Raw genomic sequence first — 11,919 nt, 5'->3', positions numbered from 1 at the left:
GTCGGGAGGGGATCCGGGTCGGGGTCCGGGGGAGGCGGCGAGACACTGGGGCGCAGCGTGCCGGACGCGGTCAGGGCGCGGATCCGCGCGATGAACTCCGGTCCGGGCAGCGGCAGTTCCAGGTCGTCGTCGACGAACTTCACGGCGGAGACGACGTAGTCCATCACCGCGCCGATCACGGGCTGGCGGGCGCGTGGCCGGCGGTCGGGCCTGAGCCTGCTCAGAATGCGGAGGGTGGTCGGCAGACTCGCCGGCCGCCGGATGGGGGGCAGCCGTCCGGGCACGGCGCGCACCTGCTCGTCGGGCTCGGTGGCGCCGGGGATCTGCTCGAACCACCAGGCGGCGGCCGCCTCCTCGCCCAGCGAGCGGTGCTGGAGAGCCAGGCAGTACGAGGAAGGGTGATCACCGGCGCCCGCGGCGAACTGCCACCAGAAACGCGCCCCGTCCTGGACGTCGCCGAGATGGAGGATGCAGCCGAGGACCCGGGCGGCGGCCGGTTCGGCGGGCACGGTCTGGGTGAGGAAGCCACGGCTCAGCGAGTCGACGGCCGCGCCGGTGACGACGGTCTCGCACAGGGTCCGCAGGTCCCAGGCCGCGTCCCCGGCCCGGCTGTCCCGCCCGCGCCGGCGGGCCGGGGCATGGGCGCGTGGCAGCGCGGCGTACGGCGTCGGCCTCTCGTCGCCGGCGCGAGCGGTGGGGACGGCGTCGATGAGGCGGGCTCTGGCGAGTAGGTGATCAATGGGTGAGGTCACCATGGTCCCTCCTTGGTGGTGCGGTCGGGGAAGAGGCAGTTGGTCAGACTGCGTTTGGCGTGCCGCTCGGTGGAGCGGACCAAGCCGAGGGAGAGGCCCAGGACGTCGGCGGCGTCGACGTCCCGCATGCCGCGCAGGTGCATCAGGACGATGACGTCCAGCTGATCGGGCGGCAGTCGGCGCACCGCCCCGAACAGGTTCATGGACTCCTCGACCTGGTGCAGTTCGGCGTCGCTGTCGTGGGCCTGGCGCAGCGCGACGGAGTCGAACGCGGCCTCCACGAGGGCCGGGTAGCCCTCCCGGTGGGGAGTGCGCTCCAGGACGGTGTCGCGCAGCATGCGCCAGGCGAAACGTTTCGGGTTCGCGCTGGAGAGCACGTCCTCCCAGACGATGAAGAGCAGGGTGAACACCGCGTCGACGGCGCGGCGTGCCTCGGCCTGGCTGCGCAGGAACGTGTGGGCGTAGCTGAAGTAGATGCCGTAGTACAGATCCTGGAAGGCGCTGAGATGCACGGGCCGCTCGCTGTCCGGGATGTCCTTGGCCACGCAGCCGTTGATCCATCCGGTGCGCTTGTTCGCGTCTATCGCGGCCAGCACCCATCTGCTGCGCAGGGCGACGACCGATTCGTCGGGCAGGCCGAGGGCGAGCAGCAGCGCGCGCAGGCACTCCCAGCGCGGGTAGCGGCCCACCGCGCGCAGCAGCTCGCTGATCTTGGAGCGGGGCCAGCCCGTGTCGCGCTCCAGCTGTTCGATGGTCATGCCGCTGGCCCGGTAGGCCTCGCGCAGCGGCTGCAGCCAGGCCCGGTGGGCCGGGGAGGCCTCCTTGGTGATCGGCCCCAGCTTGCGGCCCGGCCTGGCCTGCGCCGGGCCCCGCGGCCCGGTCGGCGGCATCGGCATGGTCACCGCGGACGCTCCTCACCGTCGCGCGGGCCGGGGGCGGCCGTGCGGCAGGCTTCGGTGGTCCACTTCAGGCACAGGGCGACGAGTAACACGAGGGCCGTTGTGACAACGGCCGTTCTGCCTATCATGCGTTTCCTTTGACTGCGGTTCCGAGTCCGTGATGTGACGGCTCCTCGGACGTTTGCCGCGTCCCCCTGCTCGAGAAGCCAGGCTTCAGCATGGGGTGTCTGGGACCGCGATGACCGGCCGATGGGTGATCCGGGAACAATACGAGCGCTCACCGGCCGGGCAGAGTGGGCCATTTCGGTGTCGTCTTTCGCGCGTTCCTGCACGGTGTGGCCCGGAAACGGCAATGTTCCCCGTTCCGCTTGCGCCGCCCGCCCGCCGCGGCGCCCAATGGGCGACGAAGGGGCACCTCGCCGTGCCCCGCGCGGGATCCCTGTCCGGGAGAGGGCCCCCTTGTTTGCCGCGAGGGGGCCACCGGGCGGTGGGGTGCGGACGGCTGTCAGCTCGACCGACGGTGGCCGTCAGGACGCAGGTGAGGGCCACGCTGCACGATGTACTCCCCGGCCTCCGGCCGATCCAGGGCTTCCTGCCACGGTTTCGAGGAGCCGCGCTCCCCGCAAGCACATCCGATCAGCGGGCAGCATCCCACCCGCACGCCACGGGCAACGCAACAGGAGCCTTACTCGCCCCGGCAGAGGGCGTTGTCGATGAGGGTCCGCATCGCGTCCTCCTGTCGGGCGGCCGCGTCGGGATCGGCCGGACGGCTGTGGGCGGCGACGGTGAGGGTGCGGCGCCCGTCGACCGTGGCGGCGCCGCGCATGACGTACCCGAAGCCGCTTCCCCCATGCCCGAGGTATCCGCCGCCGCAGGACAGCGGGGTGGAGAACAGGCCGAGTCCGTCCCCGGTGCCCGCGGGGTGGCCATGGCCGTCGGGCACCGGGACGGTGGTCCGCATGGCGGCGAGCGTGGCGGGCTTGAGCAGCTTTCCCCGGGACAGGGCGGAGAGGAAGCGATTGAGGTCGCGCGCCGTGCCGGTCATCGAGCCGTCGGCGCCGTCGTCGAAGGGACGGTAGGGGATCGTGGTGTCGATGAACGGTCCGCCCGGGGCGAACTGCTGATAGTTGGCCGCGTACGGCCGGGGCAGGAGGGGCGAGACGCCGGGAGCCCTGGTGTGCCGCAGCTTGAGGGGACGCAGGATGCGGGACTGGACCTGCTGCTCCCACGCGCGACCGGTGACCTTCTCGATGATCATCCCGGCGAGGACGTAATTGGTGTTGGAGTACGCCCAGTCCGTCCCCGGCGTGAAGTCGGGCGCGTGACGCATGGCCATGGCGACCAGCTGCGCGGGCCGGTAGCCGCGCCACCGGTTGGCGAAGTAGGTCTCGGCGTTCTGCTCGGGGAACACGTCGCCGGTGTAGTCGTGGAGGCCGCTGGTGTGCCGCAGCAGATCGCGGACGGTGATGGCGCGACCGTCGTTGCCCGCGCCGGACACGACCCCGGGCAGGATCTCCTCCACCGTCTGATCGAGGGTCAGCCGCTTCTCGTCGACGAGCTGCAGCACGACGGTGGCGACGAATGTCTTGGTGATGCTGCCGAGCCGAAGGTGGCCGTTCTCGGGCACGGGCCGCCCGCTGTCCAGATCACCGACGCCGGAGCGAGCGGTGAGGGACCCGTGTGACGTGTCGAGCCGGACGGACACTCCGGTGACCCCGGCATCGCGCAATGCGTCGGCGTCGCGCTGCAAGGCCCGGTCCGCGGAGTCGTAGGGCGCTGTTGCGCCTCCGGACGCCGCGGAGGCGGCGCCGCCGGCCGCAGGCAAGGCGGACACGACGAGAGCGAGAACAGCGGCGGAGGACAACCACAAACGGCGAATGATCATGCCCAGAGGCTAGGAAGCCGGAATCCCCCCGGCGATCCGGACGTCCCCCCGACGCGGCGGGTGCTACCTGGATGGACATGACGACATCGACTGGATTCGCTGCCACCGTGCTGCACTGCTGCCCACTCGCTGGCCAATACGGTCACCGAGCGGTACATCGAAACGACGACTCCGCGTGCGGAGAACGGAGTTGCCCCAGCGGTTCGCCACTGGCGGATCCTCGGACCGCCCGGGCAGATGGGAACCCGGAATGCAGTGGTTCACATTTCTCTCGACCCTTCTGGGAGCGGCTATCGGCGTCAGCAGCACGCTGATATCGGAACGTTTCCGTGGCAGGGAAACACGCCTTCAGCTCGAGCGCGCGATGCGGACCGAGACGTACTTGAACTTCCTCCAGGCCATGAACGAATCCGCCGGGGCCCTGCGCACCTTGGCTCTGAAGGCGGCGGAAACCTCACCCGACCAGCGTCAGGAGGCCAGCCGGAAGGCCCTGGGTGACAGTTGCCTGTACGTGATGCGCGAGCGCGTCATCCTGTTCGCGCCCAATTCCGTGGCCGTTGCGATGAATGTCGTCTTCAACAGTCTCCTGGAGATGCAGGAGGTCGTGGCGGGCGGGTGTGACAGACGCAGCCCGGAGTTCCTCGACTGCCTGAGCGCGTACGCGGATTCGGTGCAGACCTTGAGGACGGAAATGCGGACGGACGTGGGCGGCGAACCGCTGCGGAACGACATCGAGTGGGCGCCGCGTGATTGAACGTCAGTGAGCTTTTCCAACCTCGGGTTGAGGCGTGACGTCGCCGCTGCGGCAGGTCGGCCGCTGTCGGCCTCACCCACCGTTCCGGTCACTCGCCACGAATGACTGCCACGTCGAGCCGGGCTCGTCGGACATGGCGGCGCTGATCCGGCCGCGAGCTACCGCGGAGCGGCGCACCGAACGGTGACCGGTCGGTGCGGACCCGGTCTATCGGTTCGCGGTTTCGTGAGAGTCGATCCGGTTCGTGCGCCCGACCACGCGGCCCACCGTGTTGCGCACCGCGAGGCCCGACCGGGTGCGGGGCACCATGAGCCTGGAGAGCAGGCCGACGCGTCGCTGTCGCGGACCCACCTCACGGCGGAGCCGCGACTCGTAGGCGGCGAAGGCGCGGGTGTGATCGCCGGGATGGGCGGCGAGCTCTTCCGCGAGGGCGTACGCGCCCGCCATCGCCATGCTGGACCCGTCACCCAGCAGGGCTGTCGCCGCCGCCGCGTCCCCGAGCAGTACGGCCCGTCCGCGGGACCACGAGGGCACCCGGATGGTGGTCAGGGGGTCGAAGAACGGAGCCGGGTGGTCGAGGAACGCCGCCACGAGTTCCGGTGCCCGCCACCGCACGTCGGCGTAGGCGTCGGCCACGGTCTGCTTGTGAAGGGCGATGTTCTTGCGGTCGTGGGGCGCCGGCCGTGCGGCCCGGAAGGTGAAGATCGCGAGCGGAGTGGCCCGCGAGGGGTGGAGGACCAGCATCCGGTTCGGCACAGTCAGCATGGTCATCTCGCTCGGGTCCTCGATGGCGTCGGGTTCCAGCGGCACGGTCGCGCCGTACAGGCCCAGGTCGCCGGCGAACTGCCGCTCGGGTCCGAAGACCAGGCGCCGTACGGTGGAGTGCATCCCGTCGGCACCGACCACCAAGTCGAAGCGCCGTGGCGCGGACCGCCGGAAGGTGACGTCGACCCCACTTCCGTCCTGGTCGAGAGCGGTGACCGTGTCGTCGAACAGGAACTCGGCCTCGGTCTGCGCCGACCGGTGGAGCACCTCGGACAGGTCGGCTCGGGTCACCTCGACCGTCGGCGCCTTGTCGGAGGTGAGCGGGAGTTGCAGGATTCGCCTGCCGCCGGGGTCGAGCAGAGTGAGTGACCGATTGCGGGTGGCGAGCCCGCGGAGCTGCGGGAGGATGCCCATGCGGTCGGCGACCGGGATCGCGGGTCCCTTCACGACGATCGCGCTCCCACCGGAGCGCAGCTGCCGGGCATGTTCGACGACCGTCGGCAGGTAGCCGTTCCGGGACAGCCAGTACGCGAGTGCGGGCCCCGCGATTCCGGCACCGACTATCAGCACCTCGGGCTTCTTCATGACGATGACCTCTCGGAGTGTCGATGACCGGGTCCCCGGCGAGTGCCGGGGCCGGGGTCTCAGGGCGTGGCGGCATGAGGCAGCGCAACCGGACCAAGGTACGAAAAATCTCGTACCTCAGTGGAGTACATGCTTCAGGTACGATTCAAGTCGTACCTGAAGGGGGTGCCGCGTGGCCGGGAAGAACCTGGTCGGCCCGGAGGCCGATGCGCTTGATCTGGGTGCGGTGTTTCGCGCCCTCGCCGACGAGCACCGTCGTTCGGTGATGACGCAGTTGGCCGCCGACCGCAGCGACAGCGAGCGGGGCTGCAACTCGTTCGATCTTCCGATCTCGAAGCAGACCCAGACCCATCACTTCCGGGTCCTGCGCGAGGCAGGTCTCATTGACGAGATCGACTACGGCAACCGCAAGGGGATCCGTCTGCGACGGGGGGACATCGAGAAGAGATTCCCCGGGCTGCTCGCGCTCCTGGGAGCGGAGGCCCCGGGCGATACCGCTCCTCGCTGAGCGCGGCTGAGTACTGCGGAGCGCGCCGCAGGGGAGTCCGAGTCGGCCCTGAGCCGCGAGCTCGACCGAATCCAGTTCGCCGCCGGGTTCGGCGTGGGCGCAGCCGTATCACCGGCCTCGTCCAGGCCGTCCTCGCTCTGCACCTGGCATGCTCAAACCGAGGTTGGAGAAGGCTCAGTGGCCCGGTGTGGCAGAGCCATGCGTCGGACAGTCGCGTCGCGATGAGCGTATTGGGGTGGGGTCGGGTTGGAGCGGCAGCGACCATGCCGTGCGGATGTCGTCGATGAGGGGGCGGGCGCTGTGGGCGGATATGCCGAGTTCCTGGCGGGCCTGGGCCAGGCGGCCCGGCTCACCGTCCGGACCGTGTCGTGCCGCCAGCGCGGCCCGTTCCGTCAGGCGCTTGACGGTGAAGATGTCGAGCAGGGTGAGCGAGAAGTGGGCGTATGCGGCGGCCTCGTCGACGAGCTGCAGCGCCTCCGGTGCCAACTGCCCGGCGACAGCGGGGGAGAAGCGTTCGCTCGCGGGATGGAACGCGAACTCCTCCAGGTGCGAATGGAGTCGGGCGTGGTCGCAGGGGCAGGGGGCCGGGGCGCTCAAGTAGGTGTCCAGCGTGCCGAACGCGCTGAGGACGGCGCTCGTGTCACGGGTCCACTGGTGCCTGCTGAGCAGCGTCCTGAAACCGGCGAGCGTCTCGCTCAGTTCCTCCAGGACGAGGTGACGGGAAATGTCGGTCAGCTCGTAACTCTGCGACTTCTCCTGCATTTCGCTGATCTGGATTCCGTAGCGCAACAGGTCCCGCAGGATGCCTCCCGACAGGGCGTGGGCCAGCATCACATAAGGATCGGTGAGCCGGTCCGTGCGCTTGGCGAGGATCTTCTGCGATTCCTGGAACGTGCTCGGCTGGACGTGGACGATGTCGTCCAGAGAGCTGTCCGTCACACCCCGGTGCGGCAGGCCGCGACGCACGAAGGTGGCGCCGACGTCCTCGGCCACCGAGATCAGGTAGTAGACGTGCGGCACGCCGAGGACGGCCTTGATCTCGCTGAGGAAGGCCAGGGCCTCCGTGTCGGAGCCGAGTCGGTCGACCTCGTCGATGGCGATCACCACCGTCTTGTTCCGCTGGGCGTACGCGGCCCCGATCCGTGTCAGCAAGTCCCGCAAGGCGTCGACCAGTTCGGGGAAGTTCGGCGGAATCGTGGACACGGAGGTGGCGTGGGAGCCGCCGAGCGACAGGACCTGGGCGGCGCCCGTGGCGTTGAGGGTGTTGCTGGACGTCTGGATGGTCTGGAGCCGGTAGAGATGGTTGCGGCACCGCGTCACCAGCTCCGGCTCGGCCGGCCGCGGCTGCCAGCCGCCGGCCTTCACCAGGACCAGGCCGACCACGAACCCGGTCATCCGCAACGGATTGTCCTCGTCGGCGAGCAGCGGGTAGATCTCCGGGCTGTCGACCAGATACAGCAGAAGCGAGCACGCGGCCACCGCCGCCACCGGCTGGAAGACCCGCCCCAGGTCGATGCGCCGACGGCCCAGCGAGAACCCGCCCCCGGAATCGCGGACGCCGACGCAGACCCTCCACGCGAGGAAGAGCAGACCGCCGGCCACCACGGTCCCAGGGCGCACGGGCGAGGTGCGCTCCGCCAGCTGCTCGTCCACGACCAGACTGGCGAGCGAGACGAGCATCAGCAGGAAGCCGAGGAGGTGGCAGGCCTGGCGCCATCCGGCCCTGACCAGCCGTGGCAGCCAGGCGGCGTGCCGCGACCGCCACCACACCACGCCGCCCGCGGTGACGAGCAGGCTCGCCACGACCGCGTGCCCCTCCCAGATGTCGACGACGCGCTCCCGCAGGGCGTCGCCCCGCTCGCGCGCGGCGTCACCGAGGGAGTCGGCGTACAGCGAGTACAGGGAGCGGGCCGATGCCGAAAGACCCAGCACCACCAAGGCAGCGGCGGGCAGCGCGAACACGCTCCACCGCCCCAGCCGCCGCGCGCCCGCCCGCAGGCGGCCGAGCATCCGCCGCGCGGGCGAGAGCCGCGTGAACTCGGGGACGTCGTAACCCGCTTCGCGTACGTACGCCTCGCACAGCCGCACGGACAGCGAGAGCAGGAAGTCGTGGGGAGCGTAGGTCGCCGGGGCCTGGGCCAGCAGGCCCAGGTCGGCATCCTTCACGCAGTGTTCGAGGAGAGTCGTCTTGCCGGAGCCGCGCGGCCCGCACACCGCGATGGTCCCGTACTCGACCTGTGCGAGCTTGCGCTGGAGTTGTGACGTGGCCCGGTTGTCCACGACATGCTCGGGCGACCGGGGCGTGCGCAGTCCCGAGAAGCGGTCCGGAAGGAACAGAGAATCCGGCTCGTCCCCGATCAGCCGACGGACGGCGTCGGGAACCGCGGGCAGTGTCCCTTCGGCCAGCAGCACCTTGCCCCACCGCAGCGCCTTGATCCCGACGTCCACCCGGCATACCGCCCACGAGAAGGCGAGCCCCGCTCCCAACAGCGCTTCCGACCCGCGCTCGCTGACGGGTGACCGGCGCCGGGCCAGTACGAACCACAGCACCGCCACGGCCACCACCGCGCCACCCAGCCAGAGCAGCCCTCCGAGGAGGAGCACCGTGAACATCGCGCCGGCCAACAGGGAGACGACGACCCGCCAGTCCCACCGCGACTCGTCCGCGAGAGTGCGCCGTTCCTCCTCGAGGTCCTCCAGTACCTCGTACGCGTACCGATACTCGCTGTACGCCCTGCCCCGGCACCGACTGACGGCGAGGAGGCTGATGTGGGGGCGGAGCATGTCCTGCTCGACCGCGGCCTTCGACAGGTCGTGCGAGGCGAGGAGACGCTCGGTCCGGGGGTGCGAGAGCGCCTCGAGCACGCACCACTGGTAGATGTGATCCTGGTCCGGCCGCGTGAAGTTCGCGAACCTCAACCACCGCAGATCACGCCAGACCGTGAACGACAACATCCGCGTACGTCTCCTCAGCCCAGATTGCGGGACCTGCGGATGTTAGCGATCTTGCACGGGCGGTGCGCAACGCGCGCCATGAATTCCGTTGCGTCGCAGGGAGGTTGTCGGGCTACGCTCTGCCCATGGGTTTCGTCATCAAGGTGCAGCTGTCCCGCACCCGCGCGTGCGCGGCACACCGCTGAACACCGACGAGACCAACGGCTAGAGCCTGTCTGACAAATGATCACCTGGCCGTTTCGCGGAGCCAGAGAATCAGGGAGGCTAGGACGACTCCCCGCGGTAGCGGTCCGCGAGCTTGTCGAACCTGGTTGCGATCGCACGGAACTGCTTGAGGCGAGCGAAGCATCGTTCGACCACGTTGCGGTCGCGATAGATCTCCCTGTCAAAGGCGGGTGGCCGGCCACCGAAGCGCCCCCTGCGTCGACGGTTGGCCACCTGGTCGCGGCGCTCGGGGATCGTGGCGGCGATGCCCCGACGCCTCAGCAGATGACGGATGGCCCTGCTGGAGTAGGCCTTGTCACCCAGCACACGGTCCGGTGTCGTGCGCGGGCGGCCCGTGCCGACGCGCGGGGTGCGGACCCCGTCGAGGACATCGGCGAACGCGGTGGCGTCGTTGACGTTTCCGGGTGTGAGCACGATCGACAGCGGCAGTCCCCGGCCGTCGACGGCGAGATGGACCTTGGTGGTCAGCCCGCCCTGGGACCGACCGAGTGCCTGATGCGCCTGCGAGCGGCCCGGATCTTCCAGTTCGTCCCTGTCTGCGTCCCCCTTTTACGGGCGCCCGCGGCGTGCTGGTGGGCCCGGTTGATCGTGGAGTCGACGGCGACGATCCACTCCACCCGGCCCCCCGCGTCATCATGGACCTGGACATGCTCCAGCAGCTTCGCCCACGTGCCATCGGCCTCCCAGCGGGCGAACCGCTCGTAGACGGTCTGCCACGGCCCATACCGCTCGGGCAGGTCGCGCCAAGGAGCCCCGGTCCGTAGCCGCCACAGCACGCCGTGGACCACCTGCCGGTGATCACGCCACGGATGGCCCCGTCCGTCCACCTGGGGCAAAAGGGGCTCTATCCGCCCCCATGCCGCATCCGTCAACTCACCTCGACCTGCCACAAGATCAATTATCAGACCGGCTATAGAGTCCTGCTCGTGGTGAATCATCAGGACGAGACCAGGACGGCCTACGACGGAGTCGTCGAGCTGTACGCATCGCTGTTCGCAAACCGGCTGGAGACACAGCCTTTCTCCCGGACCATGATCGGCACCTTCGCCGAACTGGTGCGCGCGACGGGCAACCCGCGGGCAGCGGACGTCGGGTGCGGGCCCGGACATCTGACAGCCATGCTGCACGAACTGGGCCTGGACGCCTTCGGACTAGACCTCGCCCCCGGCATGATCGACCACGCCCGGCAGGCCCATCCGGCGCTGCGCTTCCAAGAGGCGCGGATGGAATCCCTGCCGATCGAGGACGCCGCGCTCGGCGGCGTACTGGCCCACTACTCAATGATCCACACCCCTCCGGGAGAACTGCCGGAGCTGCTCGCCGAGCAGGCACGCGTCCTGGCACCGGATGGCCTGCTCCTGGTCTCCTTCTTCGGGACCGACGAACAAGAACCGGTCCGCTTCGACCACAAGGTGGCACCTGCCTACAGCTGGCCGGCGGATCGCCTCGCCGAACTGCTGGCCGACGCCGGGCTCGTTCCCTTCGCCCGGTTGCTCCACGATCCAGCCTCCGAAAGGGGCTTCCTCGACGCCCATCTGCTGGCCCGCCGTTCGTAGGCCCTGCCCGGTAATCCCCGCCGGACGGTCGGCGCACCTCCCGATTGCCAACTCAACCGAACCTCGCTGATTGGACGGGAATTGTCAGACAGGCTCTAGGACCACACCATGACTCCCACGTTCGTATTCATCCCCGGTGCCTCCAGCAATGCCCAGGCATGGGGGCCTTTGCGGAACGAGCTCGCGATGCTCGGCTTCCCGTCGTACGCCATCGACATGCCGGGACACGGCAGTTCGGCCGACCGCCCCGCGTCGTACTTCGCCTCGCCGCAGGACATCGAGGCACTGTCCGCCGCACCCTCGCCGATGAAGGGCGTGACGCTCGACGACAATGTCCGGTGCGTCGTCGACATCGTCTCCCGGCTCGCCGCACACGGCCCCGTGGTGCTCGCCGCCAACAGCTTCGGCGGGATCACGCTCAGCGCCGTGGGGAATGCCGTGCCCGAGTTGCTGCACCGCCTCGTGTACATCTCGGCCGCGTGTCCGACCCGGTTCACCACGCCGCAGGAAGAGGTGCACCCCGCCGAGCCCGACGGGAATCTCCTGGATGCCGCCGTGGCGAAGATTGCCGTCGGCGACGTCGCGGAGCAGGGCTTCGCGCGGCTCAACTGGCGTGCGGGGAACGGCGACCCGTCTCTCTTTGCCGAGCTGAAGGCCGCCATCATGGCCGACGGCACCGACGCCCAGTTCCGCGCGGTCCTCGACACGATGGACCCGGACGAGAGCTACGAGGTCATCGGGCCGGACTGCGTCATACGTGCCGACCGTTGGGGGCGCGTGCCGCACAGCTACCTACGGCTCGCCGACGACCGCAGCATCCCCGTGCACACCCAGGACCGCATCATCGCGGAGGCCGACGCGGTCACCCCCGACAATCCCTTCGACGTCCACACCCTGGCCACCTCCCACGTCGGATACTTCAGCCGGCCCGGGGAGTTCGCCGCGGTCCTGGCCCGGCTCGTCTGACGGGACGGAACAGGGCGCGGGACGCCGGCATCACACGGGGTGCCGGCGGCCCCCGCGGGGGCGCACTGC

9 protein-coding genes and 1 pseudogene are annotated in these 11,919 nt (G+C 69.7%); 4 read left to right on the top strand and 6 right to left on the bottom strand.

Annotated features, from left to right (window positions below):
• From AOK22_RS31660 to AOK22_RS31650, 3 genes are all read right to left on the bottom strand, one after another.
• The coding region (locus AOK22_RS31660; protein ID WP_055702156.1) for a hypothetical protein at window positions 1-755 on the bottom strand (755 nt) is incomplete at its 3' end.
• Window positions 749-1,648, bottom strand: a complete 900-nt coding sequence (locus AOK22_RS31655) for a sigma-70 family RNA polymerase sigma factor (protein WP_063795377.1) — start codon at window positions 1,646-1,648, stop codon at window positions 749-751. The genes AOK22_RS31660 and AOK22_RS31655, both read right to left, overlap by 7 nt.
• A gap of 688 nt (window positions 1,649-2,336) precedes the next feature.
• A complete protein-coding gene (locus AOK22_RS31650) occupies window positions 2,337-3,485 on the bottom strand; it encodes a serine hydrolase domain-containing protein (RefSeq protein ID WP_341845624.1) in 1,149 nt (382 codons plus the stop codon).
• 301 nt (window positions 3,486-3,786) lie between these two features.
• Between AOK22_RS31650 and AOK22_RS31645 the strand changes: the two genes are divergently transcribed.
• Complete coding sequence (locus AOK22_RS31645; protein ID WP_055702154.1) at window positions 3,787-4,290, top strand: hypothetical protein; 504 nt, start codon at window positions 3,787-3,789, stop codon at window positions 4,288-4,290.
• Between the two features lie 207 nt (window positions 4,291-4,497).
• On the opposite strand, the gene AOK22_RS31640 is transcribed toward AOK22_RS31645, so the two are convergent.
• Window positions 4,498-5,640: an FAD-dependent monooxygenase gene (locus tag AOK22_RS31640; RefSeq protein ID WP_055702153.1), complete on the bottom strand. Its 1,143-nt coding sequence runs from the start codon at window positions 5,638-5,640 to the stop codon at window positions 4,498-4,500.
• Window positions 5,641-5,812: 172 nt separating this feature from the next.
• On the opposite strand from AOK22_RS31640, the gene AOK22_RS31635 reads away from it, so the two are divergent.
• Window positions 5,813-6,148 (top strand): ArsR/SmtB family transcription factor, encoded by a 336-nt coding sequence (locus AOK22_RS31635; RefSeq protein WP_055702152.1) that lies wholly within the window; start codon window positions 5,813-5,815, stop codon window positions 6,146-6,148.
• Between the two features lie 174 nt (window positions 6,149-6,322).
• On the opposite strand, the gene AOK22_RS31630 is transcribed toward AOK22_RS31635, so the two are convergent.
• Entirely contained in the window at window positions 6,323-9,103 is a 2,781-nt protein-coding gene (locus AOK22_RS31630) for an NACHT domain-containing protein (protein ID WP_055702151.1), read from the bottom strand.
• Between the two features lie 204 nt (window positions 9,104-9,307).
• Window positions 9,308-10,218: pseudogene (locus AOK22_RS40310) on the bottom strand (IS5 family transposase).
• Window positions 10,219-10,254: 36 nt separating this feature from the next.
• Between AOK22_RS40310 and AOK22_RS31615 the strand changes: the two are divergent.
• The gene (locus tag AOK22_RS31615; RefSeq protein WP_055702157.1) at window positions 10,255-10,884 is read left to right on the top strand and encodes a class I SAM-dependent methyltransferase; all 630 of its coding nucleotides are present in this window, start codon (window positions 10,255-10,257) and stop codon (window positions 10,882-10,884) included.
• Between the two features lie 108 nt (window positions 10,885-10,992).
• Window positions 10,993-11,850 (top strand): alpha/beta fold hydrolase, encoded by an 858-nt coding sequence (locus AOK22_RS31610; protein ID WP_055702149.1) that lies wholly within the window; start codon window positions 10,993-10,995, stop codon window positions 11,848-11,850.
• Window positions 11,851-11,919: the final 69 nt, after the last annotated feature.

The sequence above is a fragment of the Streptomyces silaceus genome (genome assembly GCF_001419745.1).
In the GTDB taxonomy this organism is placed as follows: Bacteria; Actinomycetota; Actinomycetes; order Streptomycetales; family Streptomycetaceae; genus Streptomyces; species Streptomyces silaceus.
This window is presented reverse-complemented; position numbering and strand designations above follow the sequence as displayed.

Excerpts from the sequence above, each read along its gene's own strand:
- AOK22_RS31610 (WP_055702149.1), top strand. The coding sequence starts at position 10,993 with ATGACTCCCACGTTCGTATTCATCCCCGGTGCCTCCAGCAATGCCCAG.
- AOK22_RS31655 (WP_063795377.1), bottom strand. The coding sequence starts at position 1,648 with ATGCCGATGCCGCCGACCGGGCCGCGGGGCCCGGCGCAGGCCAGGCCG.
- AOK22_RS31645 (WP_055702154.1), top strand. The coding sequence starts at position 3,787 with ATGCAGTGGTTCACATTTCTCTCGACCCTTCTGGGAGCGGCTATCGGC.
- AOK22_RS31640 (WP_055702153.1), bottom strand. The coding sequence starts at position 5,640 with ATGAAGAAGCCCGAGGTGCTGATAGTCGGTGCCGGAATCGCGGGGCCC.
- AOK22_RS31630 (WP_055702151.1), bottom strand. The coding sequence starts at position 9,103 with ATGTTGTCGTTCACGGTCTGGCGTGATCTGCGGTGGTTGAGGTTCGCG.